The sequence below is a fragment of the Jatrophihabitans cynanchi genome, assembly GCF_027247405.1.
Lineage (GTDB): Bacteria > Actinomycetota > Actinomycetes > Mycobacteriales > Jatrophihabitantaceae > Jatrophihabitans_B > Jatrophihabitans_B cynanchi.
The window spans coordinates 3,521,734-3,543,910 of the sequence record NZ_CP097463.1 but is presented as its reverse complement, the minus strand read 5'-3'; the positions used below and the strand labels follow the sequence as shown (position 1 = coordinate 3,543,910).

General features: G+C 70.5%; 20 protein-coding genes. 6 read left to right on the top strand and 14 right to left on the bottom strand.

The genetic code is table 11. The features are described from left to right. On the bottom strand, positions 1–627 hold the full coding sequence (locus M6B22_RS17220; RefSeq protein WP_269442801.1) for a TetR/AcrR family transcriptional regulator: 627 nt from the start codon (positions 625–627) through the stop codon (positions 1–3). A gap of 115 nt (positions 628–742) precedes the next feature. On the opposite strand from M6B22_RS17220, the gene M6B22_RS17215 reads away from it, so the two are divergent. Beyond that, positions 743–1,885: an amidohydrolase family protein gene (locus M6B22_RS17215; RefSeq protein ID WP_269442800.1), complete on the top strand. Its 1,143-nt coding sequence runs from the start codon at positions 743–745 to the stop codon at positions 1,883–1,885. A gap of 178 nt (positions 1,886–2,063) precedes the next feature. On the opposite strand, the gene M6B22_RS17210 is transcribed toward M6B22_RS17215, so the two are convergent. From M6B22_RS17210 to M6B22_RS17180, 7 genes are all read right to left on the bottom strand, one after another. Beyond that, the gene (locus tag M6B22_RS17210) at positions 2,064–2,768 is read right to left on the bottom strand and encodes a TetR family transcriptional regulator (protein ID WP_269442799.1); all 705 of its coding nucleotides are present in this window, start codon (positions 2,766–2,768) and stop codon (positions 2,064–2,066) included. Positions 2,769–2,779: 11 nt separating this feature from the next. Next, complete coding sequence (locus tag M6B22_RS17205) at positions 2,780–3,406, bottom strand: TetR/AcrR family transcriptional regulator (RefSeq protein WP_269442798.1); 627 nt, start codon at positions 3,404–3,406, stop codon at positions 2,780–2,782. After that, complete coding sequence (locus M6B22_RS17200; protein WP_269442797.1) at positions 3,403–4,140, bottom strand: ABC transporter ATP-binding protein; 738 nt, start codon at positions 4,138–4,140, stop codon at positions 3,403–3,405. Before M6B22_RS17200 ends, M6B22_RS17205 begins: the two co-directional genes overlap by 4 nt. Further along, positions 4,133–5,962: a branched-chain amino acid ABC transporter ATP-binding protein/permease gene (locus M6B22_RS17195; protein WP_269442796.1), complete on the bottom strand. Its 1,830-nt coding sequence runs from the start codon at positions 5,960–5,962 to the stop codon at positions 4,133–4,135. Before M6B22_RS17195 ends, M6B22_RS17200 begins: the two co-directional genes overlap by 8 nt. A 2-nt stretch (positions 5,963–5,964) precedes the next feature. Further along, complete coding sequence (locus M6B22_RS17190; RefSeq protein WP_269442795.1) at positions 5,965–6,825, bottom strand: branched-chain amino acid ABC transporter permease; 861 nt, start codon at positions 6,823–6,825, stop codon at positions 5,965–5,967. A gap of 120 nt (positions 6,826–6,945) precedes the next feature. Next, entirely contained in the window at positions 6,946–7,371 is a 426-nt protein-coding gene (locus M6B22_RS17185) for a Zn-ribbon domain-containing OB-fold protein (RefSeq protein ID WP_269442794.1), read from the bottom strand. After that, complete coding sequence (locus tag M6B22_RS17180) at positions 7,368–8,534, bottom strand: thiolase C-terminal domain-containing protein (RefSeq protein ID WP_269442793.1); 1,167 nt, start codon at positions 8,532–8,534, stop codon at positions 7,368–7,370. The genes M6B22_RS17185 and M6B22_RS17180 overlap by 4 nt, the downstream gene beginning before the upstream one ends. A 79-nt stretch (positions 8,535–8,613) precedes the next feature. Here M6B22_RS17180 and M6B22_RS17175 point away from each other — a divergent pair, with 79 nt between their 5' ends. Beyond that, positions 8,614–9,495 (top strand): amidohydrolase family protein, encoded by an 882-nt coding sequence (locus M6B22_RS17175; protein WP_269442792.1) that lies wholly within the window; start codon positions 8,614–8,616, stop codon positions 9,493–9,495. A gap of 109 nt (positions 9,496–9,604) precedes the next feature. After that, positions 9,605–10,852: an MFS transporter gene (locus M6B22_RS17170; RefSeq protein WP_269442791.1), complete on the top strand. Its 1,248-nt coding sequence runs from the start codon at positions 9,605–9,607 to the stop codon at positions 10,850–10,852. On the opposite strand, the gene M6B22_RS17165 is transcribed toward M6B22_RS17170, so the two are convergent. Beyond that, the gene (locus tag M6B22_RS17165) at positions 10,749–12,440 is read right to left on the bottom strand and encodes an AMP-binding protein (RefSeq protein WP_269442790.1); all 1,692 of its coding nucleotides are present in this window, start codon (positions 12,438–12,440) and stop codon (positions 10,749–10,751) included. The two genes, M6B22_RS17170 and M6B22_RS17165, sit on opposite strands and share 104 nt — an antisense overlap. Before the next feature lie 52 nt (positions 12,441–12,492). After that, entirely contained in the window at positions 12,493–14,940 is a 2,448-nt protein-coding gene (locus M6B22_RS17160) for a glycosyltransferase family 2 protein (RefSeq protein ID WP_269442789.1), read from the bottom strand. A 123-nt stretch (positions 14,941–15,063) separates the two neighbouring features. Between M6B22_RS17160 and M6B22_RS17155 the strand changes: the two genes are divergently transcribed. Further along, positions 15,064–16,647, top strand: coding sequence for a chitinase (locus M6B22_RS17155; protein ID WP_269442788.1), 1,584 nt, complete (start codon positions 15,064–15,066; stop codon positions 16,645–16,647). Positions 16,648–16,976: 329 nt separating this feature from the next. Continuing rightward, entirely contained in the window at positions 16,977–18,245 is a 1,269-nt protein-coding gene (locus M6B22_RS17150; RefSeq protein ID WP_269442787.1) for a GGDEF domain-containing protein, read from the top strand. Positions 18,246–18,257: 12 nt separating this feature from the next. Here M6B22_RS17150 and M6B22_RS17145 read toward each other — a convergent pair whose 3' ends face one another. The 3 genes from M6B22_RS17145 to nadA all read right to left on the bottom strand — a co-directional run bounded on the left by M6B22_RS17145 (position 18,258) and on the right by nadA (position 20,786). Continuing rightward, positions 18,258–19,061 (bottom strand): LLM class flavin-dependent oxidoreductase, encoded by an 804-nt coding sequence (locus M6B22_RS17145; protein WP_269442786.1) that lies wholly within the window; start codon positions 19,059–19,061, stop codon positions 18,258–18,260. 59 nt (positions 19,062–19,120) lie between these two features. Further along, a complete protein-coding gene (locus tag M6B22_RS17140) occupies positions 19,121–19,720 on the bottom strand; it encodes a DedA family protein (RefSeq protein ID WP_269442785.1) in 600 nt (199 codons plus the stop codon). 91 nt (positions 19,721–19,811) lie between these two features. After that, a complete protein-coding gene (gene nadA / locus M6B22_RS17135) occupies positions 19,812–20,786 on the bottom strand; it encodes a quinolinate synthase NadA (RefSeq protein ID WP_269442784.1) in 975 nt (324 codons plus the stop codon). Between the two features lie 67 nt (positions 20,787–20,853). Between nadA and M6B22_RS17130 the strand changes: the two genes are divergently transcribed. Beyond that, on the top strand, positions 20,854–21,558 hold the full coding sequence (locus M6B22_RS17130) for an NUDIX hydrolase (RefSeq protein ID WP_269442783.1): 705 nt from the start codon (positions 20,854–20,856) through the stop codon (positions 21,556–21,558). Between the two features lie 89 nt (positions 21,559–21,647). Here the strand turns inward: M6B22_RS17130 and M6B22_RS17125 are convergent, their stop codons facing one another. Continuing rightward, positions 21,648–22,106, bottom strand: a complete 459-nt coding sequence (locus M6B22_RS17125; protein WP_269442782.1) for an ArsI/CadI family heavy metal resistance metalloenzyme — start codon at positions 22,104–22,106, stop codon at positions 21,648–21,650. Positions 22,107–22,177: the final 71 nt, after the last annotated feature.

Sequence of the window (22,177 nt, the reverse complement as noted above, 5' to 3'; positions counted from 1 at the left end):
CTAGCGAGCGGCCTTTCGCCGGGGCGCCGCCTTGGCCGAGATGCCGTCCAGCAACGTCGAGGTGCAGTCGTCGGCCAGTTCGCGCAAGCCGTAGTCCGGCTTCGGGTCGTACCAGCGCACCGACAGCCACACCACATCGCGGACGATCCGGTAGATCACCTTCGGCTGCATGCTGGTGCGGAACACGCCGGTCTCGTTGCCGCGCTCGATCACCGCGAGCCAGGTCTTCTGCACCTCGCCGGCAGCCTTCTCGAGGTACTTGAAGCGTGGCTCGTTGCGCAGCAGGTTGAAGTCGTTCTGGAAGATCTCGGTCGCGTGCGGGTGGGCGTCGACCGCCTCGAAGGATGCGTGCACGAGTCGGTCGAACATCTCGCGCGGGCCGAGATCTTCCGCCATCGCCGCGCGGTAGCGCTGCAGCAGGTCGTCGAGGTAGCTGCGCAGCAACTGGTCCACGATCGCGTCCTTGGACTCGAAGTGGTGGTAGAGGCTGCCGGAGAGCAGCCCGACGCTGTCGGCGATCTCGCGCACAGTCGTCGCCGCAACGCCCTTGCGCGCGAACAACTCGGCCGCCCTGTCCAGGATCAGGTCCCGACGACTGCTGGTCTCCACCATGGTTGCTCCGCTCACGAATCGACGGCGACAGCCTACTGATCAGCAGGCTGTCGCTGCGGGATCCGGCATCACTAGCCGATCAAGCAAGCGCTTGATAGTGTCAGGACACCGATCAGCCTTGGAGGTTTCGATGGCGACATCAGCGCCGTCCCACGTGGCCGGCCGCCTGCTCGACGCCGACTCGCATCTGTACATGGAGCCGGAGGTGATGGCCGAACTGCTCGAGCCGATCGGTTCGGACTGGGTGATCGACATGCTCGCGGGCTTCCGCAACGCCGAGACGTTCGCCGCCGACCGGTTGCGCGCCGAGGAGGACCCGTGGACGGTGAAAGGCCTCGCCGCACTCGGCTCGGCCGACCCCGCGGGCCGGGTCGACGCGATGGATCGCATGGGCATCGCGCGCCAGTTCGCGTTCCCGAACACGCTCGGCCGCGAAGCCCGGCTGGCCACGCCGCAGGCCTGGCAGGTGGTGCGCAACTACAACGACTACTGCCTGAAGTGGACGCGCGACACCGGCGGCCGCTCGATCGGCGTCTGCCAGCTCAATCTGAGCGATCCGGCCAAGGCACTCGCCGAGGCCGAACGCGTCATCGGCGCCGGAGCGCGCGGGATCTGCGTGTCGTTCGCGCCGGCACCCGCGGGCACCTCGCCGGCCAATCCGGTCTGGGACCCGCTCTGGCACCTGCTCGCCGACGCGAACGTGCCACTGCTCGCACACCTCGGCGCGACCGGGCAGTTCTCCGCCGACCGCGACGACCCGATGCTGCTGCCGCGCGAGCTGTGGGACTCCCCCACGCTGCGCTCGGCGTTCCCGGACCAGCCCGGTGCCGAGGAGCGCATCGGCCCGATCTGGACGATCATCGCGCCGATCGGCATGGAGGTGGTGCTGACCGCGATGGTGATGGGCGGCGTGTTCGAGCGGGTACCGGCACTGCGGTTCGGCATCATCGAGTTCGGCGCGCAGTGGCTCGGCCCGCTCGTCGAGCGGATGGACCTGCACGCCGCGCTGCTGACCAAGGTGGGTGTCGGGCTGCCGTTGAAGCCGAGCGAGTACGTGGCGCGCAACGTGCGGGTCACCCCGTTCTGGAGCGAGCCCGTGGACCGCTACATCGAGCGGTACGGCCTCGCCGAGACGTTCATGTTCTCCACCGACTACCCGCACGTCGAAGGTGGCAAGGATCCGGTGGGCCGGTTCCTCCAGAGTGTCGGCAGCCTCGGCGAGGACATGCTCGAGCAGTTCTTCGTCGGCAACGCCGAGCTGCTGTTCGGCTGATCAGCAGCCGTCGTCCCCCGACCGGTCGGCGCAGCAGGCGGCGCGTGACCTGGCCGACCGGTCGGCGCTGGCCGTCGCCGCTTCCCCCACCGCCCGACGAGACGCTCGCCGCTTCCCCCACCCCGTTCCCAATATTCCGGCCGGATTCTCGGCGGGGCATGGGGGAAGCGGGACTACGTCAGGCGCGCACGCCGCGCTTGGTGGCGGGCTTCGGACGCTCGTGTTCGGGCACGCGCGGGCCGGTGATCGCCCAGTAGACGACGTCGGCCATCGCGTCGCGGATGCTGGCCATGCTGATGCTCCAGTCCTCGTACCTCGCCTGGTGCGCGGCGACGTGAGCGAGCATCGACACGAGCACGGCGGCGGTCGCCATCGGATCCGCGCCGGGCCGCCCGTCGGCGGCACCGCGCACCTCGGTGATGACGCTCGCCAACTCGCGGGTGACGACGTTGAGCATGCCCACCCGCACGGCCCGAACCCGCTCGTCGCCCTCCTCGGTGAGCAGGTCTACCACCCGCAGGATCGGCTGGTGGCTGCGCCAGAAGTCGAGGAACGCGTCCACGACCGCCAGCGAGTTCTGCCAGCCGTCGGCACCGCGCCACCGCTTGGCCAGCAGCGGTGCGGACAGCTCGGCGCCCTCCGCGGCGGACGCCTCGGCCAGGGCGAGCACGGCGCTCTCGATGTCCAGGAAGTACTGGTAGTACGTCGCGGGCGACGTGCGCGCGCCGCGGGCGATCTCGGTGACGGTGATGCTGCGGTACGGCTTGCGCGCCAGCAGTTCCGCGGTCGAGGCGAGCAGCCGCTCCCGCGTTGCCGTCCCGCGCCGGCCGGGGATGCGTCCGCCGGGTTCGCGGGGCAGTCGTTCTGCTTCTGAGTCGGGCACGGTCTCACATCCTAGGGTCGGGCGAGCATCCGCCGCAGGGTCGACTGCGAGGCGAACGCCTGGTGATACAGCCGCGCGCAGTCCGTCGCGAGCTGCGGGTACCCGTAGCCCGCGGTGGGGCGGAACCAGCGCACCGACAGCCACAGCCCGTCGCGGAGCAGCAGGTACAGGTGCCGGGTGGGCAGGTCCGCGCGGAAGACCCCGTCGGCGACCGCGGTCTCGAGCACTCCCATCCAGGTCTCGCGCACCCGCTCGCCGGCCACCCGCACGTAGCGGTACCGCGGCGTCTCCCGGAAGTACTGCGCCTCGTGCTGGTAGATCAGCGTGGCGTGCGGGTGCAGTTCGATCGTGCGCAGCGACGCGTGCACCAGGCCTTCGAAGGTCGCCGACACGTCCGTCGCCTCGTCCAGCACCGCGCGATACTGCGCCTGCAGCTCCTGCAGGTAGGCCGACATGAGCACGTCGACGATCGCGTCCTTGGACTCGAAGTGGTGGTAGATGCTTCCGGACAAGATCCCGACGGCCTCGCCGATCTCGCGCACCGTGGTGCCCGCGATCCCCTTGCGGGCGAGCAACTCCGCTGCACGCGCGACGATCACCTCGCGGCGGCCGGACCCGGCCGGCCCGGCTTCGTTCATGCGGTCGGCTTCGGCGCCCGCCCGAAGTAGGCGTCCTTGATGATCTCGACGTCGTCGAGCTCGCTCGCGCTGCCGGACATCACGATCCGCCCGATGTCCAGCACGGTCACCTGGTCGGCGACGCCGACAGCTGCCTCGACGGCCTGCTCGACGAGCAGCACGCCGAGCCCGGTCTGCTTCAGCTGCTGGACGCTGGCCATCACCTCGCCGACGATCGCGGGCGCGAGCCCGGCGGACGGCTCGTCGAGAAGCAACAGGTCCGGCTTGCCCATCAGCGCCTGCCCGATCGCGAGCATCTGCTGTTGCCCGCCGGACAGCTGCCCGGCCGGGTTGCTCGCACGCGTCCGCAGCACCGGGAACAACTCGTAGATCTCATCCAGCGCGGTGCGCAGGCTCTTGCGGCCCACACCGCGCGCGTATCCGCCGAGCAGCAGGTTCGCCTCGACCGTCCGGCGCTTGAAGACGCGCTTGTTCTCCTGCACCATGCCGATACCGGCGCGGATGCGCTTGTGCGCCGGCGTCCCGGAGATGTCGCTGCCGCGTAGCAGCACCGATCCGCCCTGGACCTTGTTCAGCCCGGCGATCGCCCGCAGCGTCGTGGTCTTGCCCGCTCCGTTGCGGCCGAGCAGTGCCGTGACCTGGCCGGGCAGCACGTCGAAGGAGACGTCCCAGACGACCCGCAGGTCACCGTAACCGGTCGCCAGGTTGCGCACGCTCAACAACGGTTCACTCATGCTGACCCCCCTCGGTGACGCCGCCTGCTTGCAGCAGCTGTTCGGCCTCGGGCGCCTTGACCCCGAGGTACTCGGTGAGCACCTGCGGGTGTGCCTCGATCTCGGCCGGTGAGCCGGCAGCGAGGATCTCGCCACGCGCCAGCACGTAGATCTTGTCCGCGAGGGACAGCACCAGCCGGAAGTTGTGCTCCACCAGCACGACGGTTCCACCGGCGTCGCGGATCCGGCGGATCAGTTCGGCCAGCCGGTCGACCTCGTCCTCGTCCAGCCCGGACGCCACCTCGTCGAGCAACAGCAGCCGCGGCTTGGCGATCAGGGCGCGCGACACCTCCAGCAGCCGCCTGGTGCCGAGCGGCAGCGAGACGGCCTCCTCGTTCTCGAGGTCGGCCAGCCCGACCAGCGCAAGAACGCGCCGCGACTCCTCCAGGTCGCGGGCGCGGGCGCGCCGGTAACTGGGCAGCCGAAGCACGGCGGACAGGAACGAGGCGTGCTGCGTGGTGTAACGACCCGAGCGCACCGCCTCGCCGACGCTGATGCCGGGCGGGATGGTCGGCGTCTGGAAGGTGCGTGCGACCCCGGCGCGGGCCGCCTTGTACGGGACGCGGGACAGCTCGCCGTCACCGAGCCGGATGGCCCCTTCGTCGAGGCGGTAGTAGCCGCAGATCATGTTCAGCAGCGTGGTCTTGCCCGAACCGTTCGGCCCGATCAGCGCGGTGATGCTGCCGGCGGCGGCGGTGAGCGAGACGTCGGACAGGGCGTGCAGGCCACCGAAGGTCTTGGACACGCCGGCCACGTCGAGCGCGACCCCGTCGACGCCGTCGAGCAGGTCACCGGCGTAGGGCGCCGAGCGCGGCCGAGGGAACCAGCGCCGCTCGACCCGCTTGCCGGCCAGCTCCAGCAGCCCGGCGATTCCCTTGGCGAGCACGACGCCGCCGACCAGCAGCAGCAGGCCGTAGACGACCAGCGCGTACTCCTGGAAGTCGGTCGACTCCAGTGGGCCCAGTTGCAGCAGCATCGCGCCGACCACCGCGCCGTACACACTCGCCGAGCCGCCCAGGATCGACGCCGCCAGGATCGAGATCGCCAGCTTGAACCCGAACGAGGACGGCGCGAGGAAGTGGTCGAGGTTGGCGAACAGGCAACCGGCAAGCCCCGCGGGGATCGCGCCGATCGCGTATGCGGCGAACTTCATCCGGAACACCGAGATGCCCATCGACGAGGCGAGCACCGGGCTCTCGCGCAGCACCCGGAACGCGGTGCCGTGCCGTGACCGGACCAGGTTGCGCAGCACCAGCAGCCACAGTGCCGTGACGACGGTGACGGCGATGCAGTACTCCCGCGGGTCGAGGGTGTGCCCGAACAGCGTGGCCGGGAAGATGCCGCTGAGCCCGAACGAACCGCCGGTCTCGTCCTTGAACATCTCCAGCAGATCCGGCACCAGGAGCACCAGGAAGAAGGACACCATCGCCAGCGACCAGTGGCCCAGCCGCAATCCCGGGATGCCCGTCACGACCCCGATCAACAGGGCCACGCCGACCGCGGCCGCGAGCTGCACGAGCAGTTCGGTGTGGCCGTGCGCCCCGAGGTAACCGCTCACGTACGCACCACCGGCGTAGACCGCGGCCTGCCCCAGGGCCAGCTCGCCCGCATAGCCGAGGCTGAGGTTCAGGCCGCTCACGATGAGGGCGAGGATGCAGATCAGCACCAGCTGGCGCTGCACGTTCGACTCGATGCCGACGACCGGCATGAGGATCACCGCGACGGCGGCGATCAGCGGCACCGTCCACGACGGCACCCTCCAGACCAGAGCCTTCAGCGACATGATCACACCGCCCGCTCTCGTGTCGTGCCGAACAGTCCGGTCGGTTTGAGCAGCAGCACCACGAGCAGCGCGGCGAAGACCATCAGCGTCGAGTAGGTCGCACCCAGGTAGCGGCCGGCCACCGACTCGATGAGCCCGACCGCGAAGCCGCCGATCAGCGCGCCGGCCGCGCTGCCGAAGCCGCCGATCGCCATCGCCACGAAGCCCTTGAGCGCGAGTGCCGAACCCAGCGTCGCGACCGCGAACGTCTTCGGCCCGATCACCGGTCCGATCAGGCCGGCCATCACGCCGGACACGGCGAACGCGCCGATAGCCAGCGCGCGCACGTTGATGCCGCGCATCAGTGCCGCCTCGCGGTCCTCGGAAACGGCGAGCATCGCCAGGCCGAGCATCGTATTGCGCCCGGTGAACGCGATCACGACGGCGATCGCGATCGCGATCAGCATGAGCAGCAGCTCGACGGGGAAGACCCGCCCGCCGAGGACGTTCCACACGCCGTCCGGCCCGAAGAACGGCACCTGCAGCGGCTCACCCCCCCAGATCACCTGGGTGACGCCGTCGAGCAGGGTGGCGAAGCCGACCGTGGTGATCAGTTGCCCCTCGGTGCCGACGACGGTGCGGATCGCGATGCGCTCCTCGACCACGGCCACCGCTGCGACGATCACGGCCGCCAGCACGAACACGATGCCCGTCGGCAGCTTGAGGGTCACCAGGCCCCAGTACGAGATGAACACGCCCAGCATCACCAGCTGCGCGTGCGCGAAGTTGAACGCGTTCGAGCTGACGAACACGATGTGGTAGCCCAGGGCGATCAGGGCATAGATGGCGCCGAGGGCCAGCCCGGCCAGCAGTGTCGTCATCATTGCGCGGTCCCCTGCCGTGTCATGGCCGTCACTCTACGACACAACCAAGCGCTTGGTCATCACCTGGAATCCATGAATCTGACCAACCGTCAGCCAGACGAGCAAACGCTTGGTCGATTGTTAGGAATCCTCGACCGACCGGAATCGCGGCAGGGTGACGGCGCGGCCCGACTCGGTTACTACGTCCTCGAAGAAGACCTCGACCGCCATCTCGATGTGCACCCGGTCCACGTCCTGCGCGGGAAGGTCGCTGAGCATCCGGACGCCCTCCTCGAGCTCGATCGTGGCGATCGCGACGGGAACGCGGTCGCGCCACGCCGGATGGAACGCCTGGTGCGAGACGGTGAACGTGTAGACGGTGCCCCGGCCGGACAGCGGCTGCCAGGCGTACTCGATGCCGTGACAATCCGGGCACATCGGCTGCGGATAGTGGCGCAGCGCGCCGCAGGACGCGCACTTCTGCACGACGAGTTCGTGCCGTGCCGCCGCTGCCCAGAACGGCTCGGTGAGCGCGCCCGGCTCGAGCATCGGCCGGCCCGCGCTCACGACCGGCTCCGCAGCACCATCACGGCGGCGTCGAAGAAGTTGCCCTCGTTGACCACCGCCACCTGGTGGCAGTCCGCGATCTGCCGCTCCGGTTCGACGCTGCCGCGCAACTGGCGCACCGCCTCGATCGCGTGGTTGATGCCGGACACGTGCCCTTCCGAGAGCGCGCCGCCGTGCGGGTTCACCGGCAGCGAACCGGTCAGCGTGATGTGCCCGTCCGCCACGAACGGGCCGGCCTCGCCGGGACCTACGACCCCGAGCGCCTCCAGCGCCGCGAGGACGTACCAGGTGAACCCCTCGTGGATCAGCAGGCACTGCAGGTCGGCCACCGTGACGCCGGCCATCGTGAACGCGCGTCGGGCGGCGGCACTCAGGCTGGGCACCGAGGCGATGTCGGGCTTCTGGGTGAGCGACGTCGGCGGATAACCGTGCCCCTCCCCCACACCGCCGATCAGCACCGGCGGCTGGGCGAGGTCTCGCGCGCGCTCAGCGCTGGTCACCACCACCGCTCCGGCACCGTCGGACTCCAGCGAGCAGTCGAACAGCCGGAACGGGCTGGAGACCATCCGCGAGTTCTGGTGATCGGCCAGCGTCATCGGCCGCCCGTGCATCAGCGCCTGCGGGTTCAGGTTCGCGTTCGCCCGGGCGCTCACCGCCACGTGGCCGAGTTGCTCACTGGTCGTCCCGTACAGGTGCATGTGCCGCTGGGCCGCCTGGGCGAACCACTGCACGGCGACCAGGTTGCCGTACGGGGCCTCGAACTCGCGCACCGCGTTCAGCAGCGGCTCGACCGGCCCCTGACCGGTCGAGATCCGCTCACCGGAGTAGCCGCGCCGACCGGCCGGGATCAGCACGCACGACGCGACCCCGGCGCTGATGGCCAGGCAGGCGCTCTGGACCGAGGCGATGAAACTGCTGCCGCCCATGTGCACCGTCGAGCTGAACGCGAGATCGCGCAGCCCCAGATTCGCGATGAAGTCCTCGGCGCAGCGGCCGGCGGTCGCGCTCGGCATGACGCCGTCGACGTCCGCCGGAGTGAGCCCGGCATCGGCCAGCGCCCGTAGCGATGCCTCCAGGTGCAGCTCGACCGTGCTCCGCGCGGTGCCGCGCGTGTAGGCCGTGTTGCCGATTCCGACGATCGCACACTGGTCGGCGACGAGCACGTGTGCTCCTCTCTCGGTGGGATCCTCGCACTCTGCAGCACATCTGACGGACCGTCAACTAGGTTGCTAACCTGGCCCGATGCAGACGGCGAGCGATGCGGGCATGGCCGGGTTCGACGTCCTCGACGGGTTCGACGTGTTCGACGTCCATCAGCATCACGGCACGGTGGCACACTCGGCAGTGGCCGGAGCGGCTGCGCCGACGGACGCCGCGCAGTGGCTGCAGGCGGAGGTCGCGGCCCGGGTCTCGACGATGGACCGGCTGGGCATCGGCCGCACCCTCGTACTCCCCGGCAACTCCTACCTGCGCCCCGACGGGCTGCGCGACACCTGTGCGGTCAACGACGCGATCGCGCGCTACTGCGCCGCCGACCCGACCCGGTTCGCTGCCGGTGCCGGCGTGGTGGAGCCGCTCTACGGTGCGGCGGGCCTGGCAGAGGTGCGCCGCATCGCCGAACTCGGTCTGGTCGGGGTCAGCTACCACGCCCGCTTCCAGGGCGTGGCGACCGACGACGCCTGGATCCACCGGCACCTCGAGCTGATGCCCGCGCTGGGCCTCGTCCCATTCGTGCACTGCTACGCAGACTCCACACTGGAGGCGCCGGTGCTGGTGGGCAATCTGGCGCGGGCGCACCCGGAGCTCACGATCGTGGTGCTGGACGGCATGTCGACCTACCATCACACGCTGGAGTGCATCGCGCTCGCCGAACGGCATCCGAACCTCGTGTTCGACTCGGCGATGGCGTTCAACGCGAGCGCGATCGGCCAGTTCGTGCGCGCCGTCGGCGCCGGTCGGCTGCTGTTCGGCAGCGATATCTACTCGTACCCGAACACGTTCGTCACGAGCAACACGCCGGCGGCGCTGCGCGCCGGCGGCCTGAACACCGACGAGTTGCGCGCGATCCTCGGCGGCAACCTGGCCCGGCTGCTCGGGTCCCACGGGCGGACACCGGCCGGCTGAGCGTGCGGTCGCCGGGGTGCCGGGCGAACGGCCGCCCGGACCGGGCACAATCCGTCGGTCAACGGTTCTTCACCGAACCCAGCCGTTCGTACCGAATCAGGAAGCCGCCGTGTCCGGACCCGCACCTGCGCGCAGCAACTGGGCCGCGCTCGCCGGGTTCGCCGCCGCCGCTGCCACCACCCAGCTGCTGTGGCTGACCTTCGCGCCGATCACGACGGACGCCGCGAAGCACTACCGCGTGTCCGAGGGGGCGATCGGCTGGCTCGCCAACGTGTTCCCGCTCTGCTACGTGGTGCTCGCGATCCCCGCCGGGCTGGTGCTCGACCGCTGGCTGCGCGGCGGCGTGCTGCTGGGCGCGCTCCTGACCGCCGCGGGTGGCGGGCTGCGGCTGGCCGGCGACAGTTTCGGCTGGGCGCTCGCCGGTCAGGTGCTGGTCGCGATCGGGCAGCCGCTCGTGCTCAACGCGATCACCGGAGTCGCGGCACGGTACCTGGCTGATGACGACCGGGCGAAGGGCATCGCGCTCGGCACCGCGAGCACGTTCGCCGGCATGGTGGTCGCGTTCGCCTTGGGCACCGCGCTGCCGCTGCGCGGGCTGCTGGTGGTGAACGCGCTGCTCGCCGCCACTGCCGTCGCCGGCCTCGCGGTGGCACTACGCCGCCCGCCCACGTACGGTGCCGCGCCGTCCGCCGGTGGCGTCAGCGCATTCCGCGCGACGTGGAACGACAGGTATCTGCGCCGGCTCGCGCTGCTCGTGTTCGTGCCGTTCGGGACCTTCACCGCACTGACGACCTGGGCAGAGGCGCTACTCGACCCGGCCGGGGTGAGCAGCACGCAGGCAGGCGTCCTGTTGCTGCTCAACATCGTCGCCGGGGTCGGCGGCTCGGCGTTGCTGCCGGTCGCGGCTGCGCGGCGCGGGCGGCAACTGCACGTGATGGCCGCCGCGGTCATGGTGACCGCGGCGGGATGCGCCCTGCTGGCGCTCGCCCCCGGTTTCGCGCTCGCGCTTGTCGTGTTCCCCGTGATCGGGTTCGTGCTGCTGCCCTGCCTGCCGATGGTCCTGGAGCTCACCGAACGGGCCGCCGTGGCGACTGCGAGCACGGCGGCCGGGCTGATCTGGCTGTCCGGGCAGCTCGGCGCGCTGGTGATCACCGGTGCGATCGGGACGTCGGTGCACCACCCGCTGCCTGCGTTCCTCGCGCTCGCCGCGGTGACCCTGCTCGCGCTGCCCGCGCTCAGGGCCGTGCATGCGGTCAGCGCGCGGCGAAGTCCTCCTCCCGGTATTCGCCCTCCGGACGCGACCCGGCCTGCTCGACCTCGGCCACCCGCAGCTCCACACGGCGGATCTTCCCGCTGATCGTCTTCGGCAGGTCAGCGAACTGCAACCTGCGAATCCGCTTGTACGGCGCCAGATTCTCGCGGCAGTGTCGCAGGATGTCACCTGCGAGCTCGCGGCCAGGCGTGTGCCCGGCGACGAGCGCCACGTATGCCTTCGGCACGGCCAGCCGCAGTTCGTCCGGGGCGGGCACGACCGCGGCCTCGGCCACCGCCGGGTGCTCCAGCAGCACCGACTCGAGCTCGAACGGGCTGATCCGGTAGTCGCTGGCCTTGAACACGTCGTCGCTGCGCCCGATGTAGGTGATGTAGCCGTCCGCATCGCGGTTCGCGACGTCGCCGGTGTGGTAGCGGCCGCCTGCGAAGGCGGCGTCGTTGCGCTCGGCGTCGTCGCGGTAGCCGACCATCAGCCCGACCGGACGCGGATCGCAGCGCACGCAGATCTCGCCCTCGTCGGCGAGTTCGCCGCTGACCGGGTCGACCAGGTCGATCGCGAAGCCGGGCATCGGCCGCCCCATCGAGCCGAGCTTGAGCCGCTGGCCGGGAGGGTTGCCGATCTGCAGCGTCGTCTCGGTCTGCCCGAAGCCGTCGCGGATGGTCAGCCCCCAGGCGCGCTGCACGGTCTCGATCACCTCCGGGTTGAGCGGCTCGCCCGCGCCCACCAGCTCGCGCAACGACGTCTGCCACCGGCCGAGGTCCTGCTGGATGAGCATGCGCCACACTGTCGGCGGCGCGCAGAACGTGCTCACCTTCGCCTCGCGCAGCACGTCCAGCATCGCGCGCGCGTCGAACCGCTCGTAGTTGAACAGCACGATCGTCGCACCGGCCAGCCAGGGCGCGAACACGCACGACCAGGCGTGCTTCGCCCAGCCGGGGCTGGACACGTTCAGGTGCACGTCGCCGGGTTGCAGGCCGATCCAGTACATCGTGGACAGGTGCCCGATGGGGTAGCTGGCGTGGGTGTGCTCCACCAGCTTGGGCAGCGCCGTGGTGCCCGAGGTGAAGTAGAGCAGCAGCGGGTCGTCCGCCCGCGTCACACCGTCGGGCTCGAACGGCTCGTCGAAGCCGGACGATTCGGCGTAGTCCAGCCAGTCCGGCACGCGCTCCCCGACCGCGATCCGCAGGTAGTCGCCGGCGACGTCGGCGAAGCCCGCGGTCACGTCCGAACGGGCGATCACCGCGCCGGCGTTCCCGCGGCCGATCCGGTCGCGCAGGTCGGCGGGCGCCAGCAGCGTGGTCGCCGGGATGATCACGGCCCCGAGCTTCATCGCGGCCAGCGTCGTCTCCCACAGCTCGACCTGGTTTCCGAGCAGCACCAGCACCCGCATCCCGCGCGCCACGCCCTGCGCGCGCAGCCAGCCGGCGAGCCGGTCCGAGCGGCGCGCCAGGTCGGCGAAGGTGTAGCTCGCCTCGGACCTGTCGCTCTCGATCAGGCGCAGCGCGATCGCATCGGGCGTCTCGACCGCGAGCACGCCGTCGAACCAGTCCAGTGCGAAGTTGAACTGTTCCGGGCGCGGCCAGGCGAACTCGGCGCGCGCGCGTTCGTAGTCGGTACGGGCGGCAAGCAGCAGATCCCGTGCGGTGCGCAACAACTCGCCGGACGTACTCACTCGGCCATCTCCTTCACCTGGGCGCGGCGTTGCCGGCCACGCTGCGTCCAGGCTATGACGACGGCGCGCGATCGGCCTCCCTGCGCTGCGGTCCGGCCACGGCGTCGGGTCCGGCCACGGTGTCGGGTCCGGCGGCGGTATCGTGCCGCACGTCGGTGGCGCGGCGGCGGTCCGTTGCCCGCCGGTTCAGCTTCGGGGCAACGGGCGGGCTGGCCAGGATGCGGAACCCGCCGTCGCCGTAGGAGTACTCGCCGGTCTGGGTGCCGGCCGCGCCGCGATACAGCATCTCCTGCCAATCCGCTTCCCGCGTCGGCGCGGGAGCGAGCACGCGGTTGCGCCGCACGACCTGGACGTCGCGGCGCTGGTCGGTCACGTAGAAGTGTTCGACGAAGCCGAGCAGCACGTCGACGAGCGCGTTGCGCACGCCCATGAACGCGACGATCGCGTAGGCGGCGGCGAGGGTGTTGATCCCGGCGAACGCGGCGTTGCCCCAGTTGTGCTCGTGGACGTCGCGCACCACCGTCCACACCGAGTACGCGATGATGAGGAACGGCGACAGGGCGAACAGCAGCGGTGTCGCGGTCCGGTTCGCGACCTTCGGGGTGCGCGCGAACGGGATCTTCTTGCCGCTGATCGCCTGCTGCAGCGACTTGGCCACCCCGGCGAGGTTCACCGGCAGAAGGATTAGGTTGAAGCCGTAGATGCGCATCGCGTCGGTCCGCTTGTAGCCCAAGCGCTTGAGGTCGCTGGCCATCGCGAGGAAGTAGGGCAGCGCGGCCAGGACGATCAGCGGGCTCAGCAGCTTGCTGTCGAACGGGTAGGCAAGTAGGAACAGCAGCCCGAGGCTGCTCCAGCAGGTCGAGGCCATGTAGTTCACCCGCAGTAGCGTCTGCGAGGTGCTACCGTGCTGGCCGCGCTTGGCGCGCTCGCGCCCGTTGCGCCAGAGCTTCGGCAGGATCAGCAGACCGCCGTTCGCCCAGCGGCGGCGCTGGATGCTCAGCGAACCGAAATCCGGCGGCGTCGCCGAGTAGCTGAGCCGCTCCGGGTAGTTCAGCAACCACCAGCCGTGGATCGCCAGGTCGAGCGAGGACTCGGTGTCCTCGATGACCGTGCGGTCCTGGACGTAGCGGCGGATCTCGTGGCCGCCGCTGTGCTCGACCTCGACGATGTCCTCGAGGGCGCGCTTGCGGATGACCGCGTTGGCGCCGACCCAGAACGTCGCGTCGTGATAGCTCATCCCCTGATGGATGATGTGCTGCAGATCCGTCGTCGCGCCGGCCAGCCGCTCCATCCGGGTGCGGGAGCCGGGAAACGCCGAGTACGGGGTCTGCGCCACAGCCAGCCGGTGGTTCTCGGGTTGGTGCATCAGGTGCACCAGGCGCAGGCAGTACTCGGGCAGCAGGATGCTGTCGGCGTCCAGCGTGAGCACGAAGTCGGCGTCCGGGAAGGCGATGGACCGGCTGCCCGTCGAGGGCGCGAGGATCAGCCCTTCCGGCGTCTGGCGCGGCTCGACGCTGCGCCCCATCAGGCCGAGGTAGCTGTTCAGGTTCATCGCCTTGTTCGCCTCGTGCGACAGGGAGGCGTAGAGCTTGCGCTCGAACCAGGTGATCTCGGCGCGGAACGTCCACGCCAGGCGGCGGTACAGCTGCACCATCCGCTTGCGCTCGATCCGGCCGCCCTGGGCGGCCGCCGCGCGCAGCGCGGTTTGGGCGGCGTCGAAGTCGGCCGCGAGCGTGCCCAGGACCTGGTCGGCGAAGAACCGGTCGACGTGGTCGGCGATGACCTCCTCCTCGGCGCGGGCGTGCAGCCAGGCAGCGGCCCAACCGAACTCGGCAGCCAGGTCGAGGACGTCCGCGACACTCGCCGGGCCGTCCGGCGCCGAGGTCTCGTAACCCTCGAGCACGCGGGCGAAGCGGGTGGCCGGTTCGGCGAGCCAGGCGGTCAACTCGCCCGCGAGGGCACGCGCGGCGGCCAGCGAGTCGGCGTGCGGGCCGGGCTGCGGGTTGGGTGGATCGTCGAGCAACAGGACGACCCGCAGGAACGGGTATTCCTGCAACGCGGCGGACAACAGCGTCTTGCGTACGACCGCGACCTCTTCCCGATAGGACGGGACGAGCGCGGTCATCGTGGGCCGGGTCTCCTCGAACGCGTCGTCGATGACGGCCCGCGGGATCCGGCGGTGGGCCCGGGTGCGGTAGAGCGCGCCCTGGCGGGCCACCAGGTACAGCAGAGAGGACAGCGTCAAGAACGACATGATTATCACGTACAGCGTGGCCTCGGAGGTGTACCGCATTCCCTGAAAGCCCTTGTTGACCAGCTGCGACAGGACCGTCACGCTGAAATAGGCCAGCCAGGCGAGCAGGGTGACGACGATGCCGAGCCTGCCGAGCGTCATCAGCGCATCGCTGGCCGCCGGCGCTACCGGCGACGCGGGCTGGGTCCGCTTGTCGGCGCCCCACTGCTTCTTCACGCGGACGCCAGGCTTGCGGCGCAGATTCATATAGTGCGCTCCCCACGGGTGCTGGCCGCCTCAGGCGGTCTCGAACCCTTAACTTCGGCAGCCGTCCGCCGATTCGTAGGTCGTGCAGCGAATCGATCTGGCGAACCCGAGAGCAGTGCTGGCGTGACACCTGAGGAGCGCGCCTACGCGGCCGCGCGCCGCGAAGGCGGCTCAGCACAACCTGATGCGGTGCGCCGGCTGTCCTGGCTGCGCATCGCCGGCTTCATCGTGCTACTGGTCGCCGGCTCGGCAGCCGTAGTCGGTTTCCGCACTGCCTCGCACAGCGCCCGGGTCGCCGCGCCGGTGTCCTCGTTCATGCCGTACGTGGACGTGACCGCGACGCCGCAGTACGCCTTCGAGGACGCGTCCAAGGCGATATCGGCCAACCTCGTACTGGGCTTCGTGGTGAGCTCGAAGGCGAACGCCTGCGAGCCGAGCTGGGGCGCGAGCTACTCGCTGGACCAGGCCGCGAGCACGATGGACCTCGACCGCCGCATCGCCCGGCTGCGACAGCGCGGCGGACAGGTCATGGTCTCCTTCGGCGGCGCCGCGAACTCCGAACTCGCGATCGGCTGCGCGGACACCGGCAACCTCGCCGCCGCTTATCGAGCGGTCGTGGACCGATACTCCGTCAACGCCGTCGACCTGGACATCGAGGGCACCGACGCCTCCAGCAGCGACGTGTCCACCCGCCGCGCCGAGGCGATCCGCTCGCTGCAGCTAGCTCGTGAGCGCTCCGGCCACCGCCTCGCCGTCTGGCTCACCCTGCCGGTCACGCCGTCCGGACTGACCGCCAGCGGGCAGGCCGTCCTCGCCGCGATGCTGCGGGCCAAGGTCGAGCTCGCCGGCGTGAACGCGATGACGATGGACTACGGCAACTCACTGGACGGCCAGAGCCTGGCCGGCGCGAACCGTTCCGCGCTCACCGCGGTCGCCGGCCAGCTGGTCGACGCCTACCGGGTGGCCGGGGTACACCTGAGCAGCGCCCAGGCGTGGCAGCGGGTGGGCGCGACGCCGATGATCGGGCAGAACGACGTCGCCGCCGAGCGGTTCGGGCTCGAGGATGCCAAGTCGCTGCTCGTGTTCGCGCAGACGCACCACCTGCGGCGCCTGTCGATGTGGTCGGTGAACCGCGACCAGGCGTGCGGCCCGAACTACGCCAACGTCTCGATCGTGTCGGTCAACTGCAGCGGAATCGACCAGAAGACAGCCGCGTTTACCCGCATCTTCGTGCCGTTCACCGCCGGGCAGGTCACGCCCGCGATCGCACCCTCGACCGCGGTCGACTCCGGTGCTCCGGCGCCCGTCGCCACCCAGATCGTGGACGACCCGGCGACCTCGCCCTACGCGATCTGGAACCCGACGCTGCCTTACGCACAGGGCACCAAGATCGTGTGGCGGCACAACGTGTATCAGGCCAAGTGGTGGACCCAGGGCGATCAGCCCGACACCCCGGTCACGAGCGCCTTCGAGACGCCGTGGACGCTGATCGGGCCGGTGCTGCCGGGCGAGCATCCGCAACCGACGCCGACGCTCTCGGCCGGTACGTATCCCGCGTGGTCGGCGACGACCACCTACCGCGCGGGTGCGCGGGTGCTGTACGACGGGATCGGCTACCAGGCCAAATGGTTCACCCAGGGCGAGGTACCCGGCCTGGTCGTCTCCGATCCCGGACAGACGCCGTGGCAGCTGATCAAGCACAGCTGAGCTTTCAGGCACAGCAAAGCCGCGCCCGTCCCATGGACGGATGGGCGCGGCTCATGACGGGTGTGCCCCCGCCGTCCCGGCATACGGCCGGGACAGCGGCGGGCGGCGGCGGCTCAGCCCCAGTTCCAGTGCTGCATCAGGACACCTCCTCGTAGCGGGACGCGGCGGGTCAGGTTCCTGCCGTGAATCCTGGAGCAGCCGCCGAACTCAGCTCCGGTTCTTTATGGTCGATGAACACGAGTAAAGCGGCCGTGTGCTCACGCTCGGGGTCGCTGTTCGAAAACGGCATATGCATACAAATGGCCACGGCATCTGCATCGGGAGGAACGGTGGCACCAGGCGACGACGCCACACGCCGCCCGATCCTGCGCGTGCGCGACTGGGATTTGTGGTCGCTCGATGCTTCCGGCCGGCGCTTCATGCTGGCCGTGGAGCTGGCGGCCGTGATCATTCTGGTCGTCGCACTGACGGCTGCAGACCCAACCAGCACCGACCTTGCCCGGCTGGCGACGCTGGCCGGGCTCGCCGTAGTTTTCACCGAATCGGTCGCCTACTTCTCCCGGCTGCGGCACTGGCTCGGCGGCGACCGGGTGCGCGCCGATTACCTGTCGGTGTGGACCGTGGCTGCCGCTCTGCTGGTGCCCGCCGGGTACGCCGGCCTGCTCACCGCGCTCGGCTCGGCCTACGTCGTGCTCCGCACCGGTCGCGGCCAGGGTCTGCGCCCGTACCGCGAAGTCTTCAGCGCCACCACCGCTACCCTCGGCATCCTCGCCGCGTCCGCCACCTACCACGCGCTCGGCGGCCTCGCTCCGGCCAATGAGCCGGTTCGCGCTGCCGCTACCGTTGCGGCGGTGCTCACGTCCGGGGTGCTGAGCCTGTGCCTGCTCACGGCCGGCATCATGCTGGTCGTCCGGCCGCCGACGCTGCGCAGCGTGCTGCCCAACCGGGACGTCGCCGCGTTCGAGATCGCCTCGCTGATCGTCGGCGCGCTCACCGCCGACGTGATCCGGCACACCGCCTGGCTGACACCCGCTCTGCTCATCCTGCTCGGCGTGCTGCAGCGCAGCGCGATGGTCAGCGTGCTCGAGGTCGAGGCGGGGACCGACGACAAGACCGGGCTGCTCACCGCCGGGGCGTGGCGCCGGCTGGCCGACAGGCACCTGGCCCGCAGCTCGCACAACGGCGAGCCCAGCTCGTTGCTGCTCATCGACCTGGACCACTTCAAACAGGTGAACGACACCCACGGCCACCTGGCCGGGGACGAGGCGTTGCGGGCGGTCGCCGAGTGCCTGCGTACCGATCTGCGCGGCCACGACGCCGTCGGGCGGTACGGCGGCGAGGAGTTCGTCGTGCTGCTGCCGGGCATCGACCGGGCGGGCGCGCTGGGCATCGCGCTGCGCCTGACCTCGTGCATCCGCGGGCTGGCCTTCGGCGGCGGGATGCGGCTGACCGCGTCAATCGGTGTCGCCATCGCCTCCGAGGCCGCGCGAACGCTCGATGAACTGATCGCCACTGCGGACGTGGCCCTGTACGCGGCCAAGGCCAGCGGCCGCGACCAGGTGCGCTTCTGCGACTCGCCTACGCCGGCCAGAGGCTGAGCCGCGCGTCCGTCAGCCGCGCACGAGTGGGCTGACCTCGCTGCCGACGAAGCCGGCGAACTCGCGAAGCGGCGGCGCACTCTCGCCGACCGAGTGCAGGGCGACCGTGGTTGCGCCGGCCGCGGCGTAACGGGCCACGGTTGCCGCGACCTCGCCCGCGGGCGGCGCGCCTTCGACGGCGTGGAACACCACCACCTCCGCCTCGCCGGTGCGGCCGGCCCCGTCGCGTCCGGCCCGGATGCGGGGCAGCGCCGCGGCCAACTGCTCGACGCTGGTCTCGCCGGTGAGAATCACGCCATCACCTGTTGATCCGGCCAGCTCGAGCGTGCGCGGCCCGACCGCGCCGACCAGTAGCGGGGGCACCGCTTCGGGCGGCCAGGCCAGCGTGACGTCCTCGAGCCGCACATAGCGGCCTGCCGCGTTCACCGTCGCCCCCCGGAGCAACTCACGCAGTGCCGTGGCGTACTCACCGAGCAGTGTCAGCGGCGACTGCGCACGTGCACCCACCTGACCCATCCAGTCGAGTACCCCGTGACCGATGCCCGGACTGAGCCGACCGGGGAACAGCCGAGCCAGGGTGGCCAGCTCCATCGCGGTCAGCGCGACGTTGCGCAGCGGCACCGGCAACAGGCCGATGCCGACACGTAGCCGCTGCGTCCACGCCAGCACGGCAGCGGCGGTGGCGATGCCGCTCTCGGCGAAGCAGTCCTCCCACAGCCACAGCTCGGCGACGCCGGACCGCTCCGCCTGCTGCGCCACCTCGCGCAACTCCTCCGGCGGACGGTCGGGCGGAAAGATCACGCCAAGGTTCACCATCAGCCGAGTATCGCGGTCGGTGCCGACAGGGTCGCGGTCCCGACGTGGTCGCGGTCGCCTCAGGTCCGTCGGCGCCGGCGCAGCAGCCAGCGCACCAGTTCGGTGCCCAAAGTGACCGCGAACGCGATGCCCAGCGCGACGAGCAGTCCCTTCCACGGCTGATGCTCGAAGGCCTGGCCGCCGAAGTAGCCGAGCAGCGCGGCATAGCCGGCCCAGATGAGCGCGGCGATCGCGTCGAACACGGCGAACCGCCGCCACGGGAACCGGGTCAGCCCCGCGGTGAGCGTCACCGCGGTCCGGCCACCGGGGATGAAGCGCGCGACGGCGATCAGTTCGCCGCCGCGCTCCTCGAGCTTCGTGCTGGCCCAATCCAGACGTCGCTTCGCCTTCTCGCCCCGGAAGAACCGGTCCGTCACCCGCGTGCCGTACCGGCGGCCGATGCCGTACGCGAGGTTGTCGCCGGCGAAGGCGCCGACGGCGGCCGCGGCGATCACCACGGGCAGCGACAGGTCGCCGGACACTGCGACGACGCCGGCGGTGATCACCGCGGTCTCGCTCGGCACGACCGGCAACACCGCGTCGACCACGGCGAACAGCAGCACCACCACGTACGCCCACGCCGAAGCCTCCGCGACGAGCTGGGTGAGCTGGTCGAACATCGTTACAGCCGGCCCAGGGCGCGAAGCATGGCCATCGCGCGGCTGCTGGACATCCCGAGCATGCCGCGAGTATCCCCGCAGGCGCGTCCGGCTACTCGCCGCCGCCCGGGCTGCCGAGCGTGATCATCCGCTGCACGGCGCGCCGGGCGGCAGCCGCCACGTCCTGCGGGATGCTCACCTCGTCGCGTCCCTCGCGCAGGCAACGCACCAAGAGCTCCGGCGTGATCATCTTCATGTACCGGCACGACGCCTTGGGGTTCACCGGCAGGAACGACGTGCGGGTGTTCGCCTTGCCGAGCTGGTGCAGCATGCCGATCTCGGTCGCGACGAGGGTGGTACTCGCACTCGTGCGGCGCGCGGCGTCGAGCATCCCGCCGGTAGACAGGATCTTGACGCGTTCCTCGGGCAGTTCGCCCTGGCCGGCCAGCCAGATCGCCGACGAGGCGCAGCCGCACTCCGGGTGGATGAACAGCTCGGCGTCCGGGTGCGCGCGCACGGTGTCGATGAGGTCGGTCGGGCTGATCGCCGCGTGCACGTGGCATTCGCCGAGCCACACCTCGATGTTGTCGCGGCCGGTCTGGCGACGGACGTGGTCGCCGAGGAACTGGTCGGGCAGGAACAGGATCGGGCGGTCCGCCGGGATCGAGTTCACCACGTCCACGGCGTTCGAGGAGGTGCAGCAGACGTCGGACTCGGCCTTCACTGCCGCGCTGGTGTTGACGTACGCGACGACCGCCGCGCCCGGGTGCTCACGCTTCCAGGCGCGCAGTTGCTCGACGTCGATGGTGTCGGCCAGCGAGCACCCGGCACGCGCTGTGGGGATGAGCACGGTCTTGTCGGGGCTCAGCAGCTTCGCCGTCTCGGCCATGAAGTGCACGCCGCAGAAGACGATCGTGCTCGCGTCCGTCGTGGCCGCGAGCCGGGACAGGGCGAGCGAGTCGCCCACGTGGTCGGCGACGTCCTGGATCGCCGGCTCCTGGTAGTTGTGCGCGAGGATGACCGCGTCCCGTTCGGCGGCCAGTGCCCGCACCTCGTCCTGCCAGGTTCGGGTCTGCGTGGTCGACATAACGGCGCCCCTTTCCGGTTTTCGACTTATAGTCGCTAACTCGTCGGACAGGCTACCATCGGCCCTCGTGGCCACCGGTGTGAGACCTACCTCGGTGCCGTTCCCGAGCTATCCGCACGAGGTGCTCGCCGTCGTCCTGTCGGTGCGCGAGGGACGGCTCGGCGTGCTGCTGTGGCGGCGCGGGCTGGCGCCGCAGGCAGGGCGCTGGGCACTGCCCGGCGGTGGCGTCGCGCGCACCGAGCGGCTGCGCGCGGCTATCCATCGGCATCTGGCCGCGAAGGTCGACGTGCGCGAACTGGCCCACCTGGAGCAGCTCGCGACGCACAGTGCAGTGCGCCGCGATCCGCGCGGACGGGTGCTGGCAACCGCGTACCTCGGACTGGTCCCGGACGACGTCGAGCCGCACCTGCCGGCCGACACGCGCTGGCACCCGGTCGACGCACTGCCGACCACGGCGTTCGATCACCGCCACTTCATCGCGGCCGCGGTCGAGCGGTTGCGCGCGAAGCTGTCCTACACGAACCTCGGTTTCGCGCTGGCGCCGCGCGAGTTCACGATCGGTGCCCTGCGCCGCATCTACAGCGCAGCGCTCGGGTACGAGATCGACGCGACGAACCTGAACCGGGTGCTGACCCGCCGCCGCGTCATCGAACCCACCGAGCGGACCGCGCCCTCCGGCCAGTCCGGCGGGCGGCCCGCAACGATCTACCGCTTCTGCGAGCGTGAGCTCACCGTCACCGACCCCTTCGCCGCGCTGCGCCCACCTCGTTGATACCCGCCGTGCCGGACCGCGCGGCTACACCGTAGCCATGGGCAGCGGCACGCCGCGCTCGGACACAGAGCTCGCCTCCGGGCCCGCCCTCAGCAGCAGGCGCCGGCGGTGGGCCGGTCGGTGGCGCTGACGTCCGTGCCGCAGCAGGTGGAGCCGCCCTCGGCGGGGGCGGCGAAGGTGGGGCTATCGGCGAGGACGGTGTAGATCTCCCAGCGCTCACCGTTCGGGGCGCCCTCGACCCAGAACTTGTCCTGCTTGGCGTAGCAGCAGGTGCTGTCACGCTCCTCGACGGCGGCGAACCCGGCTGCCGCAAGGCGGGCCTGCTCGGCGTCAACCGTGTCGACGTCCAGCACCTCGACACCGAGGTGGTTCAGGCTGCCGCCGCGCCCCGGGTTCTCGATGAGCACCAGCTTCAAGGGTGGTTCGGCTACCGCGAAGTTGGCGTAGCCGGGACGCACCTTGGCCGGCTCGGTGTCGAAGAGCTTGGCGTAGAAGGCGATCGACTGGTCGAGATCGTCGACGTTGAGGGCGAGTTGGACGCGGGACATTTGCTACCTCCAAGAGTTAGACGCGCGTCTATGTGTTGTGCACGAGCCAGGTTGCCATGAGACATCGACGT

Coding starts and splice junctions, on each gene's coding strand:
- M6B22_RS17190 (WP_269442795.1), bottom strand. CDS start 6,825: ATGATGACGACACTGCTGGCCGGGCTGGCCCTCGGCGCCATCTATGCC.
- nadA (WP_269442784.1), bottom strand. CDS start 20,786: ATGTCGACCACGCAGACCCGAACCTGGCAGGACGAGGTGCGGGCACTG.
- M6B22_RS17200 (WP_269442797.1), bottom strand. CDS start 4,140: ATGAGTGAACCGTTGTTGAGCGTGCGCAACCTGGCGACCGGTTACGGT.
- M6B22_RS17195 (WP_269442796.1), bottom strand. CDS start 5,962: ATGTCGCTGAAGGCTCTGGTCTGGAGGGTGCCGTCGTGGACGGTGCCG.
- M6B22_RS17175 (WP_269442792.1), top strand. CDS start 8,614: ATGCAGACGGCGAGCGATGCGGGCATGGCCGGGTTCGACGTCCTCGAC.
- M6B22_RS17215 (WP_269442800.1), top strand. CDS start 743: ATGGCGACATCAGCGCCGTCCCACGTGGCCGGCCGCCTGCTCGACGCC.
- M6B22_RS17160 (WP_269442789.1), bottom strand. CDS start 14,940: ATGAATCTGCGCCGCAAGCCTGGCGTCCGCGTGAAGAAGCAGTGGGGC.
- M6B22_RS17140 (WP_269442785.1), bottom strand. CDS start 19,720: ATGTTCGACCAGCTCACCCAGCTCGTCGCGGAGGCTTCGGCGTGGGCG.
- M6B22_RS17145 (WP_269442786.1), bottom strand. CDS start 19,061: ATGGTGAACCTTGGCGTGATCTTTCCGCCCGACCGTCCGCCGGAGGAG.
- M6B22_RS17125 (WP_269442782.1), bottom strand. CDS start 22,106: ATGTCCCGCGTCCAACTCGCCCTCAACGTCGACGATCTCGACCAGTCG.
- M6B22_RS17205 (WP_269442798.1), bottom strand. CDS start 3,406: ATGAACGAAGCCGGGCCGGCCGGGTCCGGCCGCCGCGAGGTGATCGTC.